At 65.2% G+C, this 23819-nt stretch carries 22 protein-coding genes and 1 pseudogene; 14 read left to right on the top strand and 9 right to left on the bottom strand.

Features of this window, described 5'->3' with window-relative positions; all coding sequences use genetic code 11:
• Window positions 1-107 precede the first annotated feature (107 nt).
• The 7 genes from QZL87_RS14270 (at window position 108) to QZL87_RS14240 (ending at window position 7809) form a co-directional block, all read left to right on the top strand.
• Entirely contained in the window at window positions 108-2234 is a 2127-nt protein-coding gene (locus tag QZL87_RS14270; RefSeq protein ID WP_295320560.1) for a TonB-dependent receptor, read from the top strand.
• 2 nt (window positions 2235-2236) lie between these two features.
• Entirely contained in the window at window positions 2237-3640 is a 1404-nt protein-coding gene (locus QZL87_RS14265) for an FAD-linked oxidase C-terminal domain-containing protein (protein WP_295320558.1), read from the top strand.
• Window positions 3640-4947: an MFS transporter gene (locus QZL87_RS14260; RefSeq protein WP_295320556.1), complete on the top strand. Its 1308-nt coding sequence runs from the start codon at window positions 3640-3642 to the stop codon at window positions 4945-4947. Before QZL87_RS14265 ends, QZL87_RS14260 begins: the two co-directional genes overlap by 1 nt.
• Before the next feature lie 52 nt (window positions 4948-4999).
• Window positions 5000-5752, top strand: coding sequence for an AraC family transcriptional regulator (locus QZL87_RS14255; RefSeq protein WP_295320554.1), 753 nt, complete (start codon window positions 5000-5002; stop codon window positions 5750-5752).
• Window positions 5749-6456: an FCD domain-containing protein gene (locus tag QZL87_RS14250; protein WP_295320552.1), complete on the top strand. Its 708-nt coding sequence runs from the start codon at window positions 5749-5751 to the stop codon at window positions 6454-6456. The genes QZL87_RS14255 and QZL87_RS14250 overlap by 4 nt, the downstream gene beginning before the upstream one ends.
• Before the next feature lie 251 nt (window positions 6457-6707).
• A complete protein-coding gene (locus QZL87_RS14245) occupies window positions 6708-7340 on the top strand; it encodes a superoxide dismutase family protein (RefSeq protein ID WP_295320549.1) in 633 nt (210 codons plus the stop codon).
• A gap of 115 nt (window positions 7341-7455) precedes the next feature.
• Window positions 7456-7809, top strand: coding sequence for a DUF4440 domain-containing protein (locus tag QZL87_RS14240; protein ID WP_295320547.1), 354 nt, complete (start codon window positions 7456-7458; stop codon window positions 7807-7809).
• Window positions 7810-7815: 6 nt separating this feature from the next.
• Here the strand turns inward: QZL87_RS14240 and QZL87_RS14235 are convergent, their stop codons facing one another.
• On the bottom strand, window positions 7816-8076 hold the full coding sequence (locus QZL87_RS14235; protein WP_295320545.1) for a hypothetical protein: 261 nt from the start codon (window positions 8074-8076) through the stop codon (window positions 7816-7818).
• A 130-nt stretch (window positions 8077-8206) separates the two neighbouring features.
• On the opposite strand from QZL87_RS14235, the gene QZL87_RS14230 reads away from it, so the two are divergent.
• Window positions 8207-8491 carry a hypothetical protein gene (locus tag QZL87_RS14230; RefSeq protein WP_295320543.1) on the top strand — a complete coding sequence of 95 codons (285 nt, stop codon included), beginning with the start codon at window positions 8207-8209 and terminating at the stop codon, window positions 8489-8491.
• Window positions 8492-8852: 361 nt separating this feature from the next.
• Here the strand turns inward: QZL87_RS14230 and QZL87_RS14225 are convergent, their stop codons facing one another.
• The gene (locus QZL87_RS14225; protein ID WP_295320541.1) at window positions 8853-9359 is read right to left on the bottom strand and encodes a hypothetical protein; all 507 of its coding nucleotides are present in this window, start codon (window positions 9357-9359) and stop codon (window positions 8853-8855) included.
• A gap of 186 nt (window positions 9360-9545) precedes the next feature.
• On the opposite strand from QZL87_RS14225, the gene QZL87_RS14220 reads away from it, so the two are divergent.
• The 4 genes from QZL87_RS14220 to QZL87_RS14210 all read left to right on the top strand — a co-directional run bounded on the left by QZL87_RS14220 (window position 9546) and on the right by QZL87_RS14210 (window position 13410).
• Entirely contained in the window at window positions 9546-10022 is a 477-nt protein-coding gene (locus QZL87_RS14220; protein WP_295320539.1) for a hypothetical protein, read from the top strand.
• 181 nt (window positions 10023-10203) lie between these two features.
• A complete protein-coding gene (locus tag QZL87_RS14215) occupies window positions 10204-10587 on the top strand; it encodes a hypothetical protein (RefSeq protein ID WP_295320537.1) in 384 nt (127 codons plus the stop codon).
• A 67-nt stretch (window positions 10588-10654) separates the two neighbouring features.
• Window positions 10655-10930, top strand: a complete 276-nt coding sequence (locus QZL87_RS19260) for an MbcA/ParS/Xre antitoxin family protein (protein ID WP_362987536.1) — start codon at window positions 10655-10657, stop codon at window positions 10928-10930.
• A gap of 761 nt (window positions 10931-11691) precedes the next feature.
• Window positions 11692-13410 carry a hypothetical protein gene (locus tag QZL87_RS14210; RefSeq protein ID WP_295320534.1) on the top strand — a complete coding sequence of 573 codons (1719 nt, stop codon included), beginning with the start codon at window positions 11692-11694 and terminating at the stop codon, window positions 13408-13410.
• Window positions 13411-13432: 22 nt separating this feature from the next.
• Here QZL87_RS14210 and QZL87_RS14205 read toward each other — a convergent pair whose 3' ends face one another.
• From QZL87_RS14205 to QZL87_RS14180, 6 genes are all read right to left on the bottom strand, one after another.
• Window positions 13433-14905, bottom strand: a complete 1473-nt coding sequence (locus tag QZL87_RS14205; RefSeq protein WP_295320532.1) for a UbiA family prenyltransferase — start codon at window positions 14903-14905, stop codon at window positions 13433-13435.
• Window positions 14895-16076 (bottom strand): hypothetical protein, encoded by a 1182-nt coding sequence (locus QZL87_RS14200; protein ID WP_295320529.1) that lies wholly within the window; start codon window positions 16074-16076, stop codon window positions 14895-14897. The genes QZL87_RS14205 and QZL87_RS14200 overlap by 11 nt, the downstream gene beginning before the upstream one ends.
• 110 nt (window positions 16077-16186) lie before the next feature.
• Window positions 16187-16555 (bottom strand): hypothetical protein, encoded by a 369-nt coding sequence (locus QZL87_RS14195; RefSeq protein WP_295320527.1) that lies wholly within the window; start codon window positions 16553-16555, stop codon window positions 16187-16189.
• Window positions 16556-16768: 213 nt separating this feature from the next.
• Window positions 16769-17035, bottom strand: a complete 267-nt coding sequence (locus QZL87_RS14190) for a hypothetical protein (RefSeq protein WP_295320525.1) — start codon at window positions 17033-17035, stop codon at window positions 16769-16771.
• A 126-nt stretch (window positions 17036-17161) separates the two neighbouring features.
• Window positions 17162-17614: a YdeI/OmpD-associated family protein gene (locus QZL87_RS14185; RefSeq protein ID WP_295320523.1), complete on the bottom strand. Its 453-nt coding sequence runs from the start codon at window positions 17612-17614 to the stop codon at window positions 17162-17164.
• A 103-nt stretch (window positions 17615-17717) separates the two neighbouring features.
• Window positions 17718-19097 carry an amidohydrolase family protein gene (locus QZL87_RS14180; protein ID WP_295320520.1) on the bottom strand — a complete coding sequence of 460 codons (1380 nt, stop codon included), beginning with the start codon at window positions 19095-19097 and terminating at the stop codon, window positions 17718-17720.
• A gap of 138 nt (window positions 19098-19235) precedes the next feature.
• Between QZL87_RS14180 and QZL87_RS14175 the strand changes: the two genes are divergently transcribed.
• Both QZL87_RS14175 and QZL87_RS14170 read left to right on the top strand, forming a co-directional pair.
• On the top strand, window positions 19236-21044 hold the full coding sequence (locus tag QZL87_RS14175) for a DUF885 domain-containing protein (protein ID WP_295320517.1): 1809 nt from the start codon (window positions 19236-19238) through the stop codon (window positions 21042-21044).
• 140 nt (window positions 21045-21184) lie between these two features.
• On the top strand, window positions 21185-22426 hold the full coding sequence (locus tag QZL87_RS14170; RefSeq protein WP_295320515.1) for an ROK family transcriptional regulator: 1242 nt from the start codon (window positions 21185-21187) through the stop codon (window positions 22424-22426).
• A gap of 3 nt (window positions 22427-22429) precedes the next feature.
• Here the strand turns inward: QZL87_RS14170 and QZL87_RS14165 are convergent.
• Window positions 22430-23797, bottom strand: a pseudogene (locus QZL87_RS14165) (sugar porter family MFS transporter); the annotation flags it as partial.
• Window positions 23798-23819 lie beyond the last annotated feature (22 nt).

Below are 23819 nucleotides of genomic sequence, written 5' to 3'. Positions count from 1 at the left end.
CAAAGCCGGGCTGCGGATCGGCACAACGACGAGACCTTTCATATAGGTTCAAAGCTGTCATATAGGTGCCAACGGGCGGCCGAGACCGCCGTTTTTGGGGATGCCTGATGACCAAGTTCCAATTTGCTGCCGTTTCGTCGTTCGTGCTCGCCGCGGTAGCGGGGGCCACGCCCGGCTTTGCGCAGGATAGCGCGGCGATGCCGGCCGTCACCGAAGGCGAAGATGACGGCGTCATCGTCGTCACGGCGCGCAAGCGCGACGAGACGCTGGCCGACGTGCCGATCGCGGTCACCGCGATCGACGGGGATACGCTGACGGCGCGCGGGCTCAATTCGGTGCGCGAGGCGGCGGTTCTGTCGCCCGGCCTCAACATCAACAGCGACGGTACCGGCCGCGCCTTTGTTTCGATCCGGGGTGTCGGCGTAACGCTGGTGCAGAGCGTGCAGCCGGGCGTCGGGCTGTTCATCGACGGCATTTACCAGCCGAATACCGCCTATCTCAACAACCCGCTGCTCGACGTCGAGCGCATCGAAGTGCTGCGCGGGCCGCAGGGCACGCTCTATGGCAAGAATACGATGGGCGGCGCGATCAATGTCATCACGCGCCAGCCGGGCAATGATTTCGAAGTGCGCGCCAATGCCAGCTATGCCGGGCCGGACGATGCCTGGACGGTGTCGGGTTCGGTTTCGGGGCCCATCGTTCCCGACAAGGTCGCGCTCCGCGTCGCTGCGGCGCATCGCCAGCAGGATGGCTTCCTTCACAACAGCGTGATCGGCGGCAACGCCAATCCGTTCAACACCGACTCGATCAACGCGACGCTGCGCGTGACGCCGTCGGACGATTTCGCGCTGACCGTCAAAGGCTATTACGACTGGGTCGACGGGGTGAATACGCCCTATTCGCGCGTCAGCGGCCCAAGGGATTATTCACGCGACGTCCAGTTCAACACGCTGAATGCGGTGTCGTATAAATATCGCGGCATCAACGTACGCGCCGAGGGCGATCTCGGGGGCGGGTCGAGGCTCAGCGTCATCGGCGCCTATGACATGCGCAACGGTTTCACTCCCGACGGTGAGGGCGATTTCGGGCCGAGCGACATCGTGCGGACCATCGCGCGCGACAGCCTGCGCACGATGACGCTCGAATCGCGGCTCGACAGCGAATGGTCGGACCATTTCTCGACGCTGTTCGGTATCTTCTACAGCAACGAAATGGTGCAAGCGCAATCGCGCGACACCATCTCTCTCGGGCCGGTCAACATCGTGCGCACCACCAGCGCGAGGAATTTCGCCGACACCTATGCCGCCTTCGGCACGGTCTTCTGGAAGCCGAACCTCGATTGGGAAGTCGCGCTTGGCCTGCGCTATGACCATGAGGATCGCGTCGCCAACGGAGCGGTTTCGGGCGCGATCGTGCCTACCGCGCGGATCAAGTCGAATGAATGGCAGCCCAAGCTGTCGGTCACGCGCAAATGGACGCCCGACCTGATGACTTATGTGTCGGTGGCGCGCGGTTATCGCGGCGGCGGTTTCAACGCGCCGACGGCGCCGACGCGCACCTATCGCGGCGATTCGGCCTGGACCTATGAAGCGGGCGCCAAATATTCCTCTCCGGGCCTCAATCTGTCGGGGAGCGTCTTCTACAGCGATTACAAGGATTATATCGGGCTCAACTCGATCGCGCCGGCGGCGGGTGGCGGGCTCGTGACGGTCGACCTCAACACCGGCGACGTCGAAAGCTATGGCGTCGAACTCGAAGCGATGGTGCGCCCGGTGCGCGACTGGACGCTGCGCGGCGGCCTGACCTGGATGCACGCGCGCATCACCGACGACAGCGCCTATACCGCGACGACCGGCCGGCTGCTTGCGTCCGACCGGCTGACCTTCCAGCCCGACTGGACCGCGAGCTTTGCGAGCGATTACCGGATCGAGACCGGCGGCGACAGCGACGTGACGCTGAGCGCGGGGCTGGTAGGCAAGGGCAAGCGTCTTGCCGCGACGCTGAACGAGACGGTGCCGACCTTCCTCGACAGCTATTGGCTGACCAATGCGTCGATTGCGTATCGCACCGGACCGGTGGAAGTCGCGCTGTTTGCGAACAATATCTTCAACACCGAATATTTCGAAAGCTATATCGAACAGACGACGCTGGCGCTCGCGGGGCTGCCGGCCTCCGACCTCGGCATCACTGGCGACCGCCGCCGTTATGGCGTGCGCGCGAGCCTGAAGTTCTGACGATGGGGGGGACGGCGCATTCGGGGGAACGCAAGCCGCTCCCCGCCAGCCTGGTGACGGCGCTGGAAGAGCGGTTCAGCGACCGTTTCCAGCGGGCCGACGCGGCGCTCGGGCAGCATGGATCGAGCGAGTCGCATTTCGCCCCCGTGCTGCCCGATGCCGTGGTTTTCGCGACGTCGACCGACGACGTCGTCGCGCTGGTGCAGCTGTGCTCGGCAGCCGATATTCCGATCGTGCCTTTCGGTGCGGGGACGTCGATCGAGGGCAATGCGCTCGCGATCCAAGGCGGCATCTCGCTCGACATGAGCCTGATGGACAGGGTCATCGCGGTGAATGCCGAGGATTTCGACTGCGTCGTCCAACCGGGCGTGCGCCGCGAGGAACTCAATGTGCATCTCCGCGATCAGGGGCTGTTTTTTCCGATCGACCCGGGCGCCAATGCGACGATCGGCGGGATGGCCTCGACCCGCGCGTCGGGAACGAACGCGGTGCGTTACGGCACGATGAAGGATGCGGTGCTCAGCCTTGAGGTCGTGACGCCGCAGGGCGAGGTCATCCGCACCGCGCGCCGGGCGCGCAAGTCTGCGGCGGGATATGATCTGACGCGGCTTTACGTCGGCTCCGAAGGCACGCTCGGCATCATCACCGAAGTGACGCTGCGCCTGCATCCGGTGCCCGAGACCATTTCGGCCGCGGTGTGCAGTTTCGGCACGCTGGGCGGCGCGGTCGATACCGTCGTGCAATCGATCCAGTGCGCGGTGCCGCTCGCGCGCGTCGAGATCCTCGACGCCAAACAGATGATCGCGGTCAACCGCTGGTCGAAGCTCGATTATCCCGAGGCGCCGACGCTCTTCTTCGAATTTCACGGCAGCGCGGGGCATGTCGCCGAACAGGTCGAGACGGTGAAGGCGCTCGCCGAAGCCAATGGCGGCAGTGCGTTCAGCTGGTCGAACCTGCCCGAGGAACGCAGCAAATTGTGGCGTGCGCGGCACGAGGCCTATTATGCGGCGGTCAACATGCGGGCGGGGGCGATCGGCTGGGCCACCGACGTGTGCGTGCCGATGAGCCGGCTTGCCGAATGCATCGCCGAAACGCATGTCGATCTCGATGCGGCGAGCGTTCCCGCGACGATCCTCGGCCATGTCGGCGATGGCAATTTCCACGTGATCTTCTCGATCGATCCGGACGCGCCCGAAGAAATGGCGGAGGTTGAGGCGATCAATGCCCGGCTGGTCGAGCGCGCGCTCGCGATGGACGGGACGTGTACGGGCGAACATGGCATCGGCATCGGCAAGCAGGCGTGGCTCGTCGCCGAACTCGGCGCGGCGGTCGAGCAGATGCGGATGATCAAGCGCGCGCTCGACCCGCGGAATCTGCTCAATCCCGGCAAGATTTTCACCCTCTGATGGCGACGCAGACCGAACCGCTTGCCGTGCCGTCTGCGCGGCTTACCGCGACCGCGACCTTCGTCCCGCTACTGCTGCTCGCGCTGGTGACGACGATCGGTTTCACTGCGCTCGGCAGTTTCGGCACGATCCAGGAAAGCGCCAAGGCCGAACTGGCGCTCAGCGACGATGCGCTCGCGCTGATCCAGGGGCTCGGCGCCGCAGTACCGATGGTGCTCTTTTCGATCCCGATCGGCATCCTCGTCGACCGGCGCAACCGGGTGCGACTGACGATCGGGCTGGCGCTGCTCTGGACGCTCGGAACCTTGCTTACCGCCTTCGCGCCGGGCGCGGGGTGGCTGACCGCCGCGCGCATGCTCGTCGGGATCGGCTCGACCGGATCGCTCACCGCGGCGCTCTCGCTCTGCGCCGATTTTTGCGTGCCCGAACAGCGCGGGCGTGCGATGCTGATCGTCAATCTGGGCAAGGCGCTCGGCGTCGCGCTCGGCTTTGCGCTCACCGGCTGGCTGTTCGGGCTGCTCACCGATTTCGGCGCGCCCGGCTGGCTCGGGGGGCTCGCGCCGTGGCGGAGCACGCATGTGCTGCTCGCCGCGATCAGCGCGGTATGCCTGCTGCCTTTGCTGTTCCTGCGCGAGCCCGCGCGGCGCGAGGTCGAGGCGAGTTCCGATGCGCCCTTCCGTATCGTCGCCGCCGAACTCTGGGCGCGGCGCGCCTTCCTCGGCCCGCTGTTCGCGGGGCAGGTCGCGGTGGTGATGGCTGACGTTGCCGCAACGGTATGGGTCGCTCCGGTGCTCTCGCGCGATTTCGGATTGCAGCCGCCGCACTTCGCCGGCTGGGTCGGCGCGTTGATGTTCGGCACGGGGGTCGCCGGCGCGGCGCTCGGCGGGATTTCGGCCGATATTGGGCAGAAGAGCCGGCGCCGCGGCGGCTTGCTGCTGGGAGCGGTGATCGCGGCCGGTATCGGCGTGCCGGCGGCGCTGTTCCCTCTAATGCCGAGCGTGACCGGCCTCGCCGTCGCGCTCGGCGTGATGTCGATGTGCGGTGCGGTGACCGGCCTTGTTGTGTCGGTCGCGCTCACCGTGCTGCTTCCGAACGAACTTCGCGGGCTCTGTATCGGCGCGTTCATCGCCATCGCAGGACTGATCGGGTTCGGGCTCGCGCCCTGGGTGGTGACGCGCGTCAGTGCGCTGATGGGCGGCGAGGCGATGCTTGCCGAGGCGCTGGCGCTGGTCGGGGTCATCGTCAGCGCAATGTCCTTCTTCGCTTTCCTGCTTGCGATGCGCCGCGCGCCGGAACCTGTCAGATAGCTATTGCAAAAGCTATCAGACAGGTTAGAGGTTGAGGCAGGAGAATCGCGTCATGCCGTCCAAACATCCTGTGATCGTGTCGCCCGAAATGACGACCTATATCGGTCGCGGCGAGTGTGATCGCCGGCTGCTGCCGCCGGATGCGTTGTTGCTCGGTTTCGGTGACGTCGGCGAGCCGATGGTGCGGACGCTGGCTTTTCGCGAACTCGAAAGCGAAGAGCATCTGCTGGTCGTTGCGGTGTCGCGTGGTGCGTGCCACCGGCTGTTCGGTGACATGCCCGACCCGGATGCCCGCTGGTATTTGCCCTCGGACTTGCGCGCGCTTGCCCAGTCGATCGTCGCGCCCGATTGCGACGAAGCCGCGGCCGACACGCTGCGGTTGGCGCGCAGTATCGAACTCCTCTGCCAGTTTTTCGCCGCGCTGCGCGCCGGGGATCTCGTGCCGGTAGAGGGTCAGCCGAGCCTGGCGCCCGAAAGCGACATCGCGCGCAAGTTCGAAACGGTGCTGGACGGCCACACGCGCTGGCACGAGAAGCTCACGATCGACGACATTGCAAAGAGCTGCGGCATCAACCGCGACAAGCTGACCCGCGGTTTTCGGGAGCTGTACCAGTGCAGCGTCGCCGAAGCGCTGAGCGAGCGGCGACTGCGCCAGGCACGGCAGATGCTCGCGGCGAGCGACTTGCCGGTAGCAAGCATCGGTTATCGTTGCGGCTATCTCAACAACGCCAGCTTCACGCGCGCCTTCTCGCGCCGCTTCGGCATGGCGCCGACTGCGATGCGCCGGGTGGGAGTCGCGGCATGAGCGGCATGCTCGACCCCGCCGCGCGGGGCTCGCTGGTCGAGCGCGCGGTCGAATCGGTGCGCGACTTCATCCGTATCAACGACCTCAAGGTCGGCGATACGCTGCCGGGAGAGGGAAGCTTTGCGCAGCAGCTCGGTGTCAGCCGGCCGGTAATGCGCGAGGCGTTCGGCGCCCTCGCCGCGCTTCGCCTCGTCGATGTCGGCAACGGCCGCAAGCCGCGCGTAGGCGCGATCGACGGATCCGTCATGGCGGCGTCAATGGGTCATGCCGTAAACACGGCGCAAGTGTCGCTCGCCGATGTGTGGGAGGTGCGCCGCACGCTCGAGTTGCGCACCGCCGAACTGGCGGCGATCAACCGCACCGACGAACAGGCGAAAGCGATTCTCGCCGCCGCGCACGGCTTGTCGGCCGGGCATGACGAGGCGGCGCGCACTGCGGCCGACACGGCGTTTCACCAGACGATCGCCAAGGCGAGCGGTAACCAGCTCTTCTACCAGATCGTCCGTTCGTTCGAGCAGTTGATGGCGGTTGCGATCCCGCGCGCCTGGGCTGGTCGCACAACGCACGAAGAACGCGATGAGACGCTGGCGCTGCACCGAGAGGTCGCCGAAGCGATTGTCGCGCGTGATCCCGCAAGGGCGCGCGCCGCGATGGAGAGCCACTTCAACAATTCGATCGGTGAGATGCTAAAAGATCAGTTCTGATCGAAGTGCCGTGCTGGGCAGGCTCTAGAAAAATCGGCTTGCAAGAGCGCCCGCTTTTATACGGAGTGCATCATAAACGGCCTGACCGCAACCGGCCATTGGCACGCGCGAGCCGAACCAGAGGGATCGTTTCATGTAAGCCTGTGGCAGGCGAAGAAGGGCTTGAGCCGCAACACGATCTGCGCGGGGCTTGATCGATCGATCTCGTGCTAAGCTGCGGAACATTGCCGGCGTTCGATGGTTGGCCTTGCATGATCATCGGCAAGGGAGCTTTCGAGATGAACAAGATGAGTTGGGCCATGATCGCGCTTCTGCCCCTTTTGACGGGCTGCAACGCGCCCGATGCATCGACGCCACCGGCGCAGGACGATTCTGTGGTTGCGGAAGAGGCGGCGCCCGATGCCGCCGGGGTCCTGCCGACCGAACGCGCCGTGGCGGATATCAAGACGGCGGATGGCAAGCCAGCGGGCAACGCGTCGGCGACTGTCGACGATGGACGCGTGATGCTAAGTTTGCAGGTCGAAGGGCTCCCGCCCGGCGAGCACGGCGTGCATGTTCACATGACCGGCAAGTGTGATGCGCCGAAATTCGAAAGCGCGGGCGCGCACTGGAATCCTGCCAACGCACAGCATGGCCTTGAAGCGCCAGCTGGACAGCATGCCGGCGATATGCCGAACCTTGTGGTGGACGCAAATGGTCGCGGCAAGCTTGCCTATGAACTGAAGGGCGCGACCTTCGCCGGCCTGATGGACGCGGACAGCTCCGCTATGGTCGTTCACGCCGCGGCCGACGACCAGAAGACCGACCCGTCGGGCAATAGTGGCGACCGTATCGCTTGCGGGATATTCAAGGCCGGCCAAGCGGTAGGGACGCCGACAGGTTGATCCCGTCGGGGCCTTGGCGCCACCGATCCAGTAACGCCGACGCTGCTCAGGTCGCTTCGTAGCGGTGCGCCATAAGGGATTTTGGCGTTTTCTTGGGCCTTGAGAGGATGGGACAATGACAACAGGGAAGGACCTTTATCAGATCGAGGAGGGCTTTTGGCTAATGGGAAAGGAGCACTTTCTCGATAATGTCGATGAACGATGCCTGCTCGCCTTTCCGCAGATGGGCGAGATGCATGGCGTGCATTCGCGCGCCGAGGTGGCAGCAACCGCGACGAGCGCAAACCGGTGGCGTGACCTCGCGATGAAAGATCGCCAGGTGCTGGAGATCGAAGACTTCGCAATCATCAGCTACCGCGCCGAAGTGACGCGCGCCGATGGCGAGCCTTATGCGGCGCTGGTAAGTTCCGGTTATGCGCGGCGCGCGGGCGGTTGGAAGCTCGCGTTCCATCAGCACTCGCCGCTCTGAGCGAGACTATTGGGCCTCCTTGATCGGGATGACATCGCCGCCCTCGCCGGATGCAATATCGGCAGCTCCGACCATTCGGTCGTGTTCAGCGAACACGCGCTCAATTTCCTCGCGTTTTTCGAAAAGCAGCTTTGCGACGCCTGCGGTCATGCCACCCTCTTCGCCTACCCGGCCCAGCACGCCCGCCAGGTCGGCAAGCGTCGCTTTCTCAGGCGTCGAGTGCAAACCTCCCTTGTCGTCGCGATAGGCAGTGCATTCGATGGCCATGCGATCCTCCCGAAATGCCGATTTCTGCCCGTATTACGCGGGAACCCGCCGAACGCTCCGTCATGCCCGTGGATTTGGAAGGGACGGGGACCGGTGATATGCTCGGGGGGAGCAAAATGGAGTCGCACCGATGGGAACCCGGGCCGAAAACGACCTTTGGGGCCAAGTGCTCGCCATCGAAAATCGATATGGCGATCGCGGACCAGCTATATTGACGCAGAAGATTCGGAATCTTCGCGCCGCCGGAGAACGGACGGAAGCCGATTTCTGGTCGGAGGTGGCTGGATGCCTCGACGATCTCCATGCGATCCGTATCGGTGCTCCAATACTCGAGCCCAAGCCCATCGGCGCGTCATCAACAGGGCAGGGTTCCGCGGCGGTTTTTCGCGAAGACGCGGCAGCGTCGGGTAGCTGAGCCGGCCACGGCGGTCGGCGCAAGCGGCTATCCGGCGCCAACCGGCGAGCGGCCAGCCTATCAATCGGGGCCGGGCAGGTTGGCCGGATTCCAGACAATCTCCCAGAGATGACCGTCGGGTGCAGCCCAGCAGCCGCCGCCTGAAGCAGCAGGTCGTCCACCTCGTTGTCCTCTGAGTCCGCCACGGTGGCCCGCACGGCGATGTCGGTCGCCAGGGTCGTCACTGCTTCGAACGCCGGAGTCCTTCTGAGGGTATCCCGCTCCACTTCCGAAGCGGCGTTGTAGCGCGCCATGAAGGTCTTCACCGCCTCGGTCACCGTGTCCACGAGGTCGCTCGCTTTCTGCTTCGCCTCAGCTTCGATCACTGCCGCTTTCGCGGCTGCTCGCTGGGCCAGGGCGACGACAGCAGACCTTCCGCCTTCGCTCGGGCTCGTTCAGCGGCCGCCGCCGTCCGCTCCGCTGCCGCAGTGTCGCGATCCTTCTTGGCTGCTGCTTTCGCTTCAGCCACAGCCTCCTGATCGGTTTGAATCAACGCCCGTGCGTCGGCCAGGCCCTTCTCCCTGGCGTTGCGCTCGGCAGCGGCCTTAATTTCGTTTACTTCCGCCTCCGCCTTGTCCCGTGCGGCTTTTGCGTCGGCCTCCGCCTTCTCGCGCGTGACCTTCGCATAGGCGTCTGCATCGCGGCGGGCCCCATCGGCTTCTCGCTGCGAGTCTTCCTTCGCCGAGGCGATCTGAAGCTGTTGGGAAGTCTGATCCGCTTCCCGGACGACGATCCGATCCTCCCGATCATCCAGAAGCCGCTCGCGCGCCGCTTGGTGTTGTTTGGCCGCAGCGAGACCTTCCTCGTAACCGACCTTTCGAGCTTCCACCGGCGGGTGTGGCAGGGGCCGCCGGCCGTCGGGGCCAAACAAGGACAGAAGGGAGGAAGCGAGCTTCCCGAAGAGATGAAATTCGAAGGGAGCTTAGGCCGGCACGAGCCGGACCTCATGCTATCGGAGTTCCTCCTTATGAATATTGCAGTTTTGGGCGACGGCACCTCCCGCACTGCTCGTCGAATGATCAAGTTCCTCCACGCAGCGGCGGGTGGAGGCGAGGCGTCGGTCGCACCCGACCTGCTCCCGGTCGGAGCTCTCTATCTGGAGCAGGATAGACTCATCCTCGCCACAACCTCCTGCGGCAAGGGCGTCTTCAGCGAGGCGATCCGCGATATTGCCGCGCAGACGGGCGCCGACATCATCCTGGCCCATCAGGGACGCTATCCAATTCCCGAGATCCTCGACGAAGTGACCTTCACGGTTCTGGCCCATGTCGGCGGCGAGCCGCGCATCATGGAGGACATGGTCCTCTACTGGCTACCCGGAGACGGCTATTGGCTTCTCCCATCCGCACCGGCTCCGTTCGTGGAGCTCAATGCTGACGGTTCGCGAGTGTCGTTCCATGCTCCATTCGTCGATCGGTTCGAACGAGCCGATGGCGTCGACGCAGCGGCCGCGAAGATGATCCGGGCCACTCGGTATCAAGAGGCATTCTGATGTTGATCAAGAAGCACGCGCCCATGCCCAACGGCGACTACGCGCCCGTGACGGGTGCGCATCCGGAGATCAGCTTCGGGGTCGTCCGGAATCCTGCCCCTGACGGATTGGTGATGACAGCCGAAAGGGCCGTCTTCCGGCGGCTCTATCCCGTCGCTAAGCCCGCCGATCCTACCGCTTCATGGGACTGGACGCACAGACCCTCTGCAGGACCTATGATGAGGCGTCCTTCGGGACGATTCGCGACATCGTTACGAACGTTGCCGTGCGGTTCGCCGAAGCCGATCTCATCGAGGCGCCTCTGCGGCTGGCGGAGATGTGGGAGATTGGCAGGAGCTACTTCCTCTACCTGGCGCAAATCTATCAGACGCCGATCGTCCTCTGCCTCCACCTCCCAGGGAGGGCGGCTCGTCCGGGCGTGCCTCACCTGCACGGACTGGCTCTAGGGCGCACCTGCCTGCCCAGCGGCTGGTCCCTGTTCTCGAAGCTGGCCACCGATGAGGCGCGCGCCATCATCGACGAGAGCTGGGCCGAGCACCGCGAAGGAATGCGCCTTGTAGAGTGAGGACGACCTGCTCCTGAGGCTCGAGCGGTGGCTCGCGACACAGTCGCGGCCACCGACTCTCCTTGACGTGCTGGAGACCCGCGATAGCGGCCTACTTGGAGCCTACATCCTCAAGGGCTTCAGAATCGCTACGGCCGAGGCTGTCATACAGCGGGAGCGCGTTGCGCGGGTGCGGAGGGCGGCCATCAAGGCATTTGATGGCGACGAGGACCGAGCCGAAGATTTCCTCCGCTCCCGCCAGGGAGAGCTAGGCGGGCGTCCTCCACTTCGGGCCGCTGTTTCATCTGATGACGGTGCCGAGGCGGTCCTCCGGATCCTCTCTCAAATCCGGGGTTCCCCTTAGCTCACCGCTGATATCCGGAGCTGGCGCAGCAAGTGTGTTCGGCATTACGTACTCACAGCGCGCTGGACCGCATTACTAATATTCCTTAGAACGAAACCGTGCCCGGACCGAGTGGTTTTGAGGGCAAAGAAGAGGCACAATGAACGGCTTGAGGGTGAAACAGAAGCGGCGCCGCGCAACAGACGTTGCTGGAGAAGCAAGGTTAGGCTTCGAAGAACACCTTTGGGGAGTAGCTGAGGCGCTCCGGGGGAAGATAGGCGGTAGTGGATACTGCAGCGATTGAGGAGTGAAGGAGATACGCGGGAATGCATGGACCTTGGACATACAGCCGTCCGGCCCGAGAAGCGTTTGAAATCGCGCCTTGACACTGTGCCATTAAATTGAGTCAATGGACTGTGCAGGCGGTTCCTGCACGTTAGCAATATCAAGCATTTAGCGGCTTGTGCGCTTGGCTGGGCCTCCTGCCGCCCCAGCCAGTCGGTGCTTAAACTGTTGATTTTGATGGCTCGATGAGAATCGCCAGTCAAAATATACACTTGGATGTACTAATCCGCTGGCCGCACGGGCGGGCACATATGGCAAAATCAGCATGTCTTTCGGCGCGGCCATGTTTTCTGGTGGCACGGGCTTCGCTATTGTTCTCGGGTTGTCGAGCCCGATAAACCCACCATCCGAGCCGCCGGGCGAACGCGAGAGGTGGAAACTCGGTACCGTCAGATTCGTGTTCGGGAAAATTTCAATTTTTCGGATGGACGTGCATCATGTTCGCATGGTTAGCCTGGAACGTCAGGGCCGAGTATTTACTGCGGGGATATAGTTCGAGGATATGGGACAGCGGCAGGTTTTTTCGCTGCGCGGGGTGTGCCTCGATCGGTATGCAATCGAACCGTCAGCTTGAATTGCTTTCCGGTAGCGCGGCAAATTACCGCGCGCGAAATAGGGTGCTTTGCCGGAAGGAATGCGGCGGGATGATGATCGGAAAAAATGGGTTCCCGCTCTCGTGCGCGGTGCTGCTCGTCATTCTCGCCACCGTGCCGATGTTGGCCGTCACAGTGCCCGGAGCGTCGGATTACCCCAATCATCTCGCGCGCCATCATATCTTCGCGGCGATCGCGCCGGGAACGGCACTCGACCGTTATTTTATCGTCGACTGGCGCTGGGTCGGCAATCTCGGCGTCGACCTTCCGGTCCTGGCGCTGTCGCCCTTGCTTGGAGTGGAGTCCGCCACGCGCATCGTGAGCGCGCTGATCGCTCCGCTAACCGTTGCCGGCATCCTCTTGTTGTCCCGTTCCGCGCACGGCCGCGTGACGGGGGGTGCGATGCTCGCGCTGCCATTCGCTTTCGCGCAGCCCTTTTTGTTCGGTTTCCTCAACTATTGCCTGTCCGTGGCGCTGGCGCTGCTCGTCGCGGCGGCGTGGTATGCCAGCCGGCGGGCGAGCCTTTATACGTCGCTTGCCTTCGGTCTCGGCGCCATCGCGGTATGGACCGCCCATATCATGGGGTGGGCGATCCTGCTCCTCCTGGTTGCCGGTGCGGAACTGGCGATGGTGCGAAGCCGGCGCGACCTGGTGCATCGCGCCTTGCGCGCCGTGCCGTTGCTTTTGCCGATCGTTCCGCTCCTGGTCTGGCGCGCCGAAGGCGGCGGCCGCTTGTTCTGGTATGCGCCGCACCTCCTGCAGGCGAAGGCCATGAATTTCGCCACGGCGCTCAAAGGCCTGTCGATGCCATTCGACCTCGCGATGACGGCGAGCCTCTGCCTCGGCGCGGTCCTTGCGCTCCTGTGGGCGGGCGGGCGCCGGCTGGAGCCTCGTCTCGCCGCGGGCGGCGGATTGCTGCTGTTCGCGACGCTCTTGCTGCCGACGACGGTTTTGGGAAGCTGGGGTGCGGACCTGCGCCTCGCTCCCGTGGCGATGATGGTGATGGTCATGGCGATCCGCCCCGCCGAAAGACCCGAACGCGAGCGGCTGCTGATCATGCTGGGCGCGAGCCTGTTCGTGCTGCGCGCGGGGTGGACATCGGTGCATTGGCGGCAAGCCGATCATGTGCTGCAAAAGAGGCTGGTCCTGCTCGACGAGGTGCCACGAGGGAGCCGGCTTGGCTTCCTGTCGGTGGAGGCGGGGTGCGACAACTGGGCATTGACCCCCAACCGCAAGCTCGGCGCCTATGCGATCACGCGGCGCGACGCTTTCAGCAATACGCTGTTCCAGATCCCCGGGTCGGACGTGATGACGATCCGGCAACCGTCGGATCGCGCCCGCTGGTTCGACGGCTCGCAGGACATTCCGGTCCGTTGTCCCGAAGGCGCGCCGGACCGGAATGTCCTTGGTGAGCGAATGAGAAGCATGGCACAGGCGGATTTCAACGCATTGTGGATCGCAGGGCTCGATGCCAAGAGCGTTCCCCGCTTGCCGGGCTATGCGATAGCCTACAGCCGCGGGATCGATACGCTGTTGATCAAACAGGCGTCGGAACGCCCCTGAGCCTCGACTCGATTCCGCGCCCTCAACCGGCGATCAGCTGGACGGCCGCCGGTCCGTAGAGGGCGGCTAGGAAAATGCAGGCCATCACGGCGCCGACGAAGAGGCTCCGCCCGTCCTTTATCGCGAAGGCCACCGGGTCGCCCTCGACCTCGCCGCGCCGCGCCATCATCCAGATGCGGTTCAGCCAGTAGATCAGCGGCAGGCAGAGCAGCCATAGCATTTCGGGCAGCGCATAATGTTCGGCCGTTTCCGGGTCGTGCGCAAACAGAGCGAGCACGAGGATCGCAACCATTCCGGCCGAGATCCCCGACATCATCACCACGTCAAGGTCGCCGCCGACATAGCCGCGCCCGCTGAGCAGGCGCCCGGGTTCGATCGCGTCGCGCATCTCGACATAGCGTTTGAGATAGGCGAGGCTCAGGAACAGGAAGACCGAGAAGAGCAACAGCCAGAAGCTGAGCGCCACCCCGATCGCGATCGCGCCGATCCAGATACGGATCGTGTAGAGCGAGGCGAGGACGATCGCATCGCCGACCATCACCGCCTTCAGCCGGAACGAATAGGCGGTCGTGATAGCCATATAGGCCAACAGCCAGAAGGTCAGCTCGGGACCACCCAACAGCCATCCCCCGGCAAGACCCGCGGCCGCGAGAAGCAGGGACAGGCCGAGCGCGGCGGGTATCGGGAGATCGCCATGCGCAAGCGGCCGTTTCCATTTGGTGCGATGCGCGCGGTCGGAGTCGATATCGAGCAGGTCGTTCAGCAAATAGATCGACGAAGCGATCAGCGACATGAGCAATGCGGCCGCCACCGCCGTCGGCAACACGGCGGGTTTCATGAATTCGCCCGACGTAAACGCGGGCACGATCACCAGCGCGTTTTTGGCCCATTGGTGAGGGCGCATAGCCTTGATAATCGACCGGGCGGGGCCGGGGCGCGGGTCGCCGAGGCGTTCGACCGGCGATCGCGGCGGAACATGGCCGACCGACCAGCCGCGCCGCGCTTCGCGCCACAGGCAGCTGTCGGCGCGGCTGTCGCCCACATAGTCGAACGGCGCATCGGGACCGATGCGTGTGCGGATGGCGGCAAGCTTGGCGGCTCCTTTCAGATTGGAGCGGCCGCGCGTCGCAATGACCGGATCCGAAAGCGTCAGATGATCGGCGATGCGGCGGATGTGCCGCCAATGGCTTGCGCTCGCGAGGATCACGGGGCGGCCTTCGGCCTTGGCCTGCTCGATGAGATGGAGCACCTCCGGACGGTAAGGCAGTCGCGCGGCGTCGATGCGGTCGCGCCGCGCCGCCATCGTCTTGGCGACGGCGCGGCCCGCGATCAGCCATGCCAGCACCGCGATCAGCGCGGCTATGCCCGATCGCCCGATCCGCACGAAGCTTTCGAGCGAAATATCCGCGCGCGTCAGCGTCCCATCGACGTCGACGAACAGCGGCACGGCCTCGTTGACGCTGTCGGGAACGTGGTTGGGTTGTTCATGCAGCATTGCGCAGGGCCCTTTGCGCCGCGAACCGCTCGATCCAGGCCGCGACCGGGATGGCAGCCATGACGATCAGCAGCGGAATCGCCGGATCGCGGTAGCGGGGGATGATATAGGCGGCGGCGTGGATCAGCCAGAAGCCGGCGATCATGGCGGCAAAAATCCATTTGCCGTCGCTTGCGACCCCCCGCGAACGAAAGGCGAGCAGCCCGATCAGCAGGGTCAGCCCATATTGCGCAACTTCGAAGAGCCGGATCGACGCGAGCGCCGTCGAGGCCGCGAAGTCGTTCGCGTCGGGAAGATTGGGTTGCCAGAAATAGACGAGCTTGAGCGCGGCCAGTTCTGCCGCTCTGCCGGGATTCGCGTGGATCCAGTCGAGTGCTGCGGCTTGCAGGCGGTCGGCATTACCGACCTCGCCAAGGCGCAGGCGCGCGGCGTCCCAATTCTTTGCCAGCGGGGTGTCTGCGATGCTCACGAACTTGCCGGTCGCGGCGGGGTTGTTGCCGAGATACAGGTTGAACGCGGCGTTGGTGGTGAGGACCGGGCGGCCGACCATCTGGTTGGTCGCGTAGAGCCACGGCGCCAGCATCACCGCGGCGCCGACGATGAAGCACAGCCCGGCGGAAAAGGCCGGCGCAAAACTGCCGCGCGCGCGCCACAACATCAGCAGCGCGGCGGCGACGCCGAAGCAGAGCAGCAGCGCGGAACCGCCCGTGACCAGCGCCGCGCCCCACAACAGCCCGGCGGCCAGCGCGGTGCCGGCGGGGCGTTCGCCGCGTGCGATCCCGATCGCGCACAGGGCGATGCCAAGCAGCAAAGGCGCCGCGAGATTTTCCTTTGCGAGCATCGTCGCGTTCCAGAGGCCAGGAAACCATAAAGCGTAGACGGCGGCAGCGATCAGGCCCGCGCCGCGATGTCCGGACAGCGCAATCGTGAGCCGGTAGATCAACCCGATGCTGACGGCGCACAAAAGCAGATTGACCGCTATCGCCGCGCCGACCGAGCTGCCAAACGCCTTGAAAAAGGGGGCCAGCAGCAAGGGGTAGCCGGCGCTGTAGAAAGCCTTTTGGCCGTACATATCAGCGAGCTCGCCGCGTTCGGCGAGGCCTTGGGCCATGGTGAAATAGGCGAGCGGATCGCTATCGAGCGGATGCTTCAGCACCCATGCGGCCGCCACTCTCAGCGCCACGGCGACAAGGATGATCGCGGCGAGCAGGGCCGAGCAGGCTCGCGGTGAAAGCTCCAGTATCGAGGGCTGAAAACTTGGGCTCGGTGGAGTCACGGGATTTACGCCGAGCGCGCGACAAGCACGCAGCCTATGGCGATCAGCAGGGTTCCCGCAACGCGGGCGACGCTTATGCTTTCGTTCAGCCAGAAGGCGCCCGCGAGCATCGTCAGGATGAAGCCGATCCCGACGAAGGGATAGGCCAGCGACAGCGGGGCACGGCCGAGGACGAAAAGCCAGAGCAGCGCGCCGATGCCGTAGAGGCCGAGGCCCAGGATGATCATCGGGGATTGGGCGAGGCCGCCAATCTCTCCGCCGATTCCCGTCGATCGGCCGCCGGCGGCGGCGGTGGTTCCGATCTTGAGGGTGAGCTGCGCAAGTGCGGAGAGGCTTACGCTTGCGAGGATCAGAAGGAGCAGGCGTACTGTCATGGACAATCTTTCGGTCTATCAGCGGTTTGCTACTAATCGCGGCGGCTCAAGATAAGGTTAATGTCGAGCCAATTCCTGCGCACCTGCCGCAATGTGCCGCTGGGTCGCATTTGGTCCGGAAATGCGCAAACGAAGGGCGGAACGTCAATGACGATCCGCCCCTTGGGGTCCTGATCCTAAGCTCGGCAATCGGTCCGCACCGAACGGGGCTTGTCAGCCCAGCCAGCCGTTGAAACGCCGCTCGCCTTCCGGGTCAAAGCTGATGATGCGTGATTCGGGCAACCGCCGTGCCCAGGAAAGCGCCAGAACGCGATCCAGTATGGCTTTGCCCGCGCGGCCGGCCAGATGTTGGCGCCGCTGGCTCCAGTCGAGGCATGAGCGACACAGGGGCCGGTTGCTGGGCGGCAAATCCGCCAATTCCAGACCGATCTCCGAAAGCTTGTCACGACCGTGCCCGGTAAAGGCCAGTCCATCCTGCAACCACCGATCTTCCCGCATCCGCTCAAAGAGCCGGACGCAGAGTCGTGCAGTCCATAGGGAGACCCGCGACCATGTTTGACCCCCGAGTCTCACCTTGGGAACCACGCTGCCGCGAGGGACCATTTTTCAGACTCTCCGCGATGACGAATCCCTGAGAGCCGCAACAAATTTGCTGATGCGCCGTTCGCGAACGTCCGCACTCTTGGCTTCCTGAATCGTTCTGACGTGCTTTTGCCGAAGTCCAAAAGGCAGGCGGTCGAAAGAGGCTCTGGCTTGCGGACAATCATTGAGCGCCTCCGCGAGGTCGGCGGGCTCGGCAACTTCCCGCGGCGCTTCGTCGCGTTCGACATCGATTTCGATGACATCGCCTTCGCTGATCCCGGAGGCGGCGCGGTGGGCAGCACTGATCCCTATGAGCCGCTGCCCGCGCATTGCCGCCACCCTGCTGCGCCAGCTGTGGCCGTTGATCGTGATCGTTACCGGCGGGCGGCCCTCGGGACCGAGCGCCTGCATGACTTTGTCAGGCACCTCGACGCCCGTCGCATTGCCGAAAGGAATGACTTGTGCCCGGAATTTCATCTTATAATCACCTGCAACGTTAATCCAATCGTGCCACTGGGGGCATCCTCGACAACTCCCCCGCTCGAACTTCGCTGAGTCTCCTGCCGCCCCAGCCAGCCGGTCAATCCTCCTCGCCCAATTCCTTCGGCGTCGGCGCGGCATAGTCGGCGCGCCGATATTCGCGGCCGCGCTTCACGGTCATCTCGATCCGTTCGATATTGTCGATGTCGGCGAGCGGGTCGGCGGCCAGCACGACGAAATTCGCGAGCTTGCCGGGTTCGATCGATCCCATATCCTTGTCCTGCCCGGCCGCCCGGGCGCCCACGAGCGTTGCCGAATGGACGACCGCGAGCGGCGGCATGCCGACATCATGCGCCAGATAGCGCAGTTCGGCATGGACTTCGGGCCAGGGATTGCTCGCGGGATCGACGAAGTCGGTGCCGGTCGCGATCGGAATGCCGGCGCGCCACGCCTGCTGCGTCAGGCGGATCGTCCGTGCGCCGCTGCACCGCAGCGGTTTCGCCTTGGGGTCGGCCTTGCGCGCCGCCTCGAACTTCACGAACAGGCTGCCGGTCGCGTCGAGTATCGTGCCCTGCTTTGCCATCGCCCGGTAGAGGCCGGCGACCACCGGATCGTCGCCCGTCGGCGCGAGGCGCGTCTCGTCGACCGGCGTGCGGTCCTCATAGGCCGCGAGCATTTGCGGCTGCGCTTCATAGCCCAGATAGCAGACATGGCTGACGACGTCGGCGCCCGCGGCGATGACCTCGGCGGGACGGGCGGGAAAGACCGCGCTGTGCGCCCAGATCATCATCTTCTGCCGGTGGGCCTCGGCGGTGATCGCCGCGACGCGCTCGGCGGGAAGATCGGCATAGATTTTAATCGCGGTCGCCGATGTCCCCCGCGCCAGCGTCACTGCGGTACGCAGATCGGTGTCGGCATCGACCGCCTGCATCCACGGCGCGGTCCCCGGCGCGAAGCCGCGGCTGACCGACAGGACGCGCGGATCGGCGAAAAAGGGCGGGCCCGCCATCAGCGCGGCATAATAGATGTCGGGCGCGGGAATTTCGCCCACGAGCGAGGCGCGCGCCAGATCGCCCACCGCGCGCAGGTCGTCGGCCATGTCGCGCACCGCGGTGACCCCGCCATAAAGCTGACGGCGCAGGATCGCCTCGGCGCGGACCCGGTTCGGCGGCGTCGCGAGATGGACGTGACTGTCGATCAGCCCGGGAATGACGAAGCGCCCGGACAGATCGACCCGCCGGGCTGCCCCCGCCCTTGACGCCAGTGCCCCATGCGCCCCGATCGCCACGATACGCTCGCCATCGACCAATATATCCTGATCGGGGCGAGCAGCGGCCCCGGTGCCGTCGATGACCGTCGCGCCCGTATACAGCGTGGCCTGGGGAGCCTCGGCCGCGGTCGCGGCTGGGGGCGGGAGCGCCAGGCCAAGATAGGCCAGGGCGGCGAGAATGGCGAGGCGACGGTGGCAGGGCTTTGTCATGCGCAAGGCGCTACCCGGGCTGTTTCGCCTTCGCAATCGCCGAAGCGTAATCGCCTCACGCCGATCGCGCACCCTTCGGTTGTGATTGCACCGAAGCAAGCGGTGGCTACAAGCAACGCATTCGACAGGAGAATTTTCATGCGTTTCGCCATTGCCCTGATGATGATGCCCCTCTTGCCGCTCGCCGTCCTTCCCGCCCCGGCGCTGGCCGAGGCGGCGCCGGCGGCGACGCAGGACGCGGCGCTGCTCCGTTTTCTCGACGACGCCTTCGACGCGCGGATCGCGCTCCAGCCCGAAAGCCAGACGCATCTCGGGCTCAAGACCAACTATGACCGGCTCGACGATTATACCGACGCCGCCGCGGTGCGCGAGCAGGCGCTGATCGAGCAGCAGCTCAAGGAAATGAAAGCGCGCTTCCGGCCCGAACAATTGGGACCGAGCGCGCGCGTCAGTTACCGCCTGTTCGAATATGACGTCGAGCGTCGCCGCGCTTCCTTCCCTTTCCGCAAGCTCCGCTTCCCCGTGACGACCAGCGGCAGCCCGGCGGGCGATATTCCGGTGCTGCTGATCAACAATCACAAGGTCGATAGCGTCGCCGATGCCGAGGCCTATATCGCCCGCCTGCGCGACACCGACCGCGTGATGCGCGAGGTCGCGGCGACGATGCGCGAACAGGCGGCCGCCGGGGCGGTGCCCAACAAGGTGAATTTCGCGCCCGCGCGCGCCGATGCGAAGAAAATCCTCGTCGGCGCGCCGTTCGACGGCGGGTCCGATTCGACCTTGCTTGCCGATTTCCGCAAAAAAGTCGGCGCGCTCGATGCGTCCGATGCGGTCAAGGCGAAGCTGCTCGCCGATGCGAGCGCGGCGCTGACCGGGCCGTTCAAGCACGGTTATGACGTGCTGATCGCCGCGATCGACGAGATCGAGCCCCAGTCGAAAGGCAATTTCGGCGTGTGGAGCCTGCCCGACGGTGCGGCCTATTATGCCGACCGGCTCAAGAATTCGACCACGACCGACCTCACTGCCGACCAGATCCACGAACTCGGGCTGAAGCAGGTCGCGGCGATCCGGCAGGAAATGGAAGCGATCAAGCGCGAGGTCGGGTTCGAGGGCACGCTCGAACAATTTTTCGACCATATTCGCACCGACCCCAAGCTCAAATATCCGAACACCGAAGCCGGCCGCGAAGCCTATCTGACCGACGCGCGCGCGGTGATCGCCGCGGCGATGGAAGCGGCGCCGCGCTATTTCAGCGTGCTGCCCAAGGCGGCGCTCGAAGTGCGCGCGGTGGAGAAATGGCGCGAGGCGACCGCCTCGACCGCTTTCTACAATCCGCCCTCGGCGGACGGGTCGCGCCCCGGCATCTATTATGTCAACCTGATCGACATGAACCAGACGCAGAAGGTCCAGGTCGCGGCGATCGCCGCGCACGAGGGCGCGCCGGGCCATCATTTCCAGATCGCGCGGCAGCAGGAACTGACCGGCATCCCGAAGTTCCGCAAGTTCGGCGGCTATGGCGCCTATATCGAGGGCTGGGGGCTCTATTCGGAGCGGCTCGCGAACGAGATGGGCGTATACAAGACCCCCTATGACCGGTTCGGCATGTTGTCGCTGCAGGTGTGGCGCGCGATCCGGCTGGTGCTCGACACCGGCATCCATTCGAAGCGGTGGACGCGCGACCAGGCGATCGCCTATTTCCGCGCCAACAGCTCGGTGTCCGACACCGACATCGCGCGCGAGGTCGACCGCTATTTCAACTGGCCGGGACAGGCGACGAGCTACATGGTCGGGCAATTGAAGATCGCCGAATTGCGCGAGCGCGCCGAACGCGAACTCGGTCCGCGCTTCGACATTCGCGAATTCCACGAGGCCATATTGAGCGAAGGCGCGCTGCCGCTGAGCGTGCTCGAGGAACAGGTGGCCGCCTATATCGCGGCGAAGCGATGAGACTGGCGGCGTTCGATTGACAGGACGCCGCTGCTCCGCTTTATCGAAAATCATATTATTAAAGCGGCTACGCTTTATGGCATGAGTCTGTTTGGCGGGGGGCGCCGGGCATTCGAACCAGCTTGGAGGGCAGTCCTGCAATGAGTCTCAACCTTCCGGGTCGCGACCGCCGCCAATCGGCCACGAGCGGCCCCGAGGCGCGCGACGCGCGGCTGACGCTCAGCCTGTCGGGCACGAATCTCGAGCGCGCGGGCGACTATAACCAGCGGATCGTGCTCCAGGCGATCCGCCTGACCGAAGAGACGACGCGCAGCGACCTGGCGCGCGTGACCGGGCTGACGCCGCCGACGATCGTCAACATCACGAAGCGGCTGATCGACCTCGGCCTCGTCAAGCCCGCCGGGCGGCTGCAGGGCAAGCGCGGCCAGCCGGCGATGCGGATCGTCATCGATCCCGACGGCGCCTTCGCGATCGGGCTCAACATCGACCGCGATCATATCACGCTGGTGACGCTCGACCTTGCCGGCAAGATCCGCAGCCGTCACACGCGCGAGATCGCTTTCGCGCTGCCCGAAACGGTCGTCGATCATGTGCGCGACGTGCTGCCGAAGCTGCTCGAGGAGGGCGGGGTCGACCGGGCGCGTATTCTCGGCGTCGGGGTCGCGCTCCCCGACGATCTTGGCCGCATCGCGCTGCCGCATCGGCCGAAGGAATATGATGCGTGGGATGCGATCGACCTCGGCGCGCTGCTTGGCGAGGTGCTGCCCTGGCCGCTGCACGCCGACAATGACGCCGCTTCGGCGGCGCTCGGCGAAGTGCATCTCGGCAACGGCATCGCGCTGCCGAGCTTCTTCTATCTGCTGATCAGCGCGGGGCTGGGCGGGGGGCTCGTCATCGACCGCAGCTATGTCCGCGGCGCCGATTCGCGGTCGGGAGAGATTTGGGCCATGCCCGATCCCGAACGCGGCGACGGCGCCAATGTGCAGGATACGGTGTCGCTGTCGGCACTCTACGCCCGGCTCGAAGCCGAAGGGCATCGGGTCGATGCGCCCGACGCGCTGCTCGGCAGTTCGCCCGAGCGCGAGGCGGTGATTCTGCAATGGCTCGACGATGCCGCCGACGCGCTCGTCCAGCCGCTGATCGCGGTCAACTGCCTGATCAACCCCGCCGCCATCCTGATCGGCGGGCGGCTGCCGGGCAAATTGGTCGACGGCCTCGTCGAGCGGCTCAATGCGCGGATGGCGGGGCTCCAGCTGCCGGTGGTGGCGCCGGTGCAGCGGGCGGGCGCGGCCGATGACGCGTCGGCGATCGGCGCCGCGATCATCCCCTTCCTCGACCATATCCTGCCATCGGAATCGATTCTGATGCAGGCGGGGCGCTGACGGTCAGATCGCCGCGATCCGCCGGTCCATGTCGTCGAGATCGACGCCCTTCGTTTCGGGAAAGACCGCCGCGACGACGACGAATTGCAGGACCATCGCGGCGGCGAAGATCGCGAACGGCGCGCCGGGCGACCAGGCGACGAGCACCGGGAATATCCCGGCGATCAGGGCGTTCATCAGCCAGTGCGTGCTGGCGCCGAGCGCGCTGCCGCGCGCGCGCACCGGGGTCGGGAAAATTTCCGAAATATAGACCCAGATGACCGCGCCCTGGCTGGTCGCGAAAAAGGCGATGAACCCGACCAGCGCGGGCAGCATCAGCGCCTTGTCCAGAGCGCCGAACAGCACGCCGGCCGCGGCGGCGAGGCACAGCGTCATGCCCGCCGCGCCCGCGAGCAGCAGCGTCTTGCGCCCGAGGCGGTCGATCAGCGCCATGCCGGCGAGCGTGAAGACCAGATTGGCGATCCCGATCAGCACCGCCTGGCGGTCGGGCGACAGCGACCCCGCGCGCGCGAAAATATCGTTCAGATAATAGAGGACCGCGTTGATGCCCGCGAGCTGGTTGAACATCGCGATCAGGATGGCGAGCAGCATCGGCCGGCGGTGCCGCCGCCACGACAGCTTCTCGCCCGGCGGATCGCGTTCGAGCGCCTCTGCGATCCGGTCGAGTTCGGCGGCCGGCGCGCCGATCCGGATCATCGCCATGCCGGCTTCGTCGCGGCGTCCCTTGGCGAGCAGCCAGCGCGGACTGTTAGGGATCGCGAAGAGCAGGAGGAAGAAGATCAGGGCAGGGGCCGCGGTCACGCCCAGCTTCCAGCGCCACGCCGTCTCGCCGCCCATGATCCCCGCGATCGTCGCATTGCTGAGATAGGCGACGAGGATGCCGGTGACGATCATCAGCTGGAACAGGCCGACGAGCAAGCCGCGGTGCCGCGGCGGCGCGATCTCGGCGATATAGACGGGGGCGAGGACCGACGAGCCGCCGATCGCGAGCCCGCAGATGAAACGGAAGACGAGGAAGGATGTCCAGCCCGGCGCGAGCGCGCAGCCGAGCCCCGCAACGAAATAGAGGATGGCGAGCACGCGGAGGCTGTCGCGGCTGCCGAAGGCGTCGCCCGGCTTGCCCGCCAACAGCGCGCCGGCCAGCGTTCCCCAGAGCGCGGCGGAAACGGTGACGCCGAGCGTTTCGGGGGTGAGGGCGAAGAGGCGGGTCAGGTCGCCGGTCACGCCCGCGATGACCGCGGTGTCGAAGCCGAACAGCAGGCCGGCGAGCGCCGCGGTTCCGATCGCCGCGGCCAACACGCCGCGGCGGGCGGGGGCCTGTGCGCCGGGGCCGGAAAAAGCTGCGCTTTCAGGCGTGTCGGTCATCTTTTCTCTCCCGCAGGATCGGGCATCG

Origin of the sequence: uncultured Sphingopyxis sp., from assembly GCF_900078365.1 — a bacterium.
Lineage (GTDB): Bacteria > Pseudomonadota > Alphaproteobacteria > Sphingomonadales > Sphingomonadaceae > Sphingopyxis.
Note: the sequence above shows the minus strand (reverse complement) of the source record. Positions and strands in the feature narration are given on the sequence as shown.

Bases quoted from the DNA above. Each gene is read 5' to 3' on its own strand.
- QZL87_RS14270 (WP_295320560.1), top strand. From the start codon at position 108: ATGACCAAGTTCCAATTTGCTGCCGTTTCGTCGTTCGTGCTCGCCGCG.
- QZL87_RS14265 (WP_295320558.1), top strand. From the start codon at position 2,237: ATGGGGGGGACGGCGCATTCGGGGGAACGCAAGCCGCTCCCCGCCAGC.
- QZL87_RS14260 (WP_295320556.1), top strand. From the start codon at position 3,640: ATGGCGACGCAGACCGAACCGCTTGCCGTGCCGTCTGCGCGGCTTACC.
- QZL87_RS14255 (WP_295320554.1), top strand. From the start codon at position 5,000: ATGCCGTCCAAACATCCTGTGATCGTGTCGCCCGAAATGACGACCTAT.
- QZL87_RS14250 (WP_295320552.1), top strand. From the start codon at position 5,749: ATGAGCGGCATGCTCGACCCCGCCGCGCGGGGCTCGCTGGTCGAGCGC.
- QZL87_RS14245 (WP_295320549.1), top strand. From the start codon at position 6,708: ATGATCATCGGCAAGGGAGCTTTCGAGATGAACAAGATGAGTTGGGCC.
- QZL87_RS14240 (WP_295320547.1), top strand. From the start codon at position 7,456: ATGACAACAGGGAAGGACCTTTATCAGATCGAGGAGGGCTTTTGGCTA.
- QZL87_RS14235 (WP_295320545.1), bottom strand. From the start codon at position 8,076: ATGGCCATCGAATGCACTGCCTATCGCGACGACAAGGGAGGTTTGCAC.
- QZL87_RS14230 (WP_295320543.1), top strand. From the start codon at position 8,207: ATGGGAACCCGGGCCGAAAACGACCTTTGGGGCCAAGTGCTCGCCATC.
- QZL87_RS14220 (WP_295320539.1), top strand. From the start codon at position 9,546: ATGATCAAGTTCCTCCACGCAGCGGCGGGTGGAGGCGAGGCGTCGGTC.
- QZL87_RS14215 (WP_295320537.1), top strand. From the start codon at position 10,204: ATGGGACTGGACGCACAGACCCTCTGCAGGACCTATGATGAGGCGTCC.
- QZL87_RS14210 (WP_295320534.1), top strand. From the start codon at position 11,692: ATGTTCGCATGGTTAGCCTGGAACGTCAGGGCCGAGTATTTACTGCGG.
- QZL87_RS14205 (WP_295320532.1), bottom strand. From the start codon at position 14,905: ATGCTGCATGAACAACCCAACCACGTTCCCGACAGCGTCAACGAGGCC.
- QZL87_RS14195 (WP_295320527.1), bottom strand. From the start codon at position 16,555: ATGACAGTACGCCTGCTCCTTCTGATCCTCGCAAGCGTAAGCCTCTCC.
- QZL87_RS14185 (WP_295320523.1), bottom strand. From the start codon at position 17,614: ATGAAATTCCGGGCACAAGTCATTCCTTTCGGCAATGCGACGGGCGTC.
- QZL87_RS14180 (WP_295320520.1), bottom strand. From the start codon at position 19,097: ATGACAAAGCCCTGCCACCGTCGCCTCGCCATTCTCGCCGCCCTGGCC.
- QZL87_RS14175 (WP_295320517.1), top strand. From the start codon at position 19,236: ATGCGTTTCGCCATTGCCCTGATGATGATGCCCCTCTTGCCGCTCGCC.
- QZL87_RS14170 (WP_295320515.1), top strand. From the start codon at position 21,185: ATGAGTCTCAACCTTCCGGGTCGCGACCGCCGCCAATCGGCCACGAGC.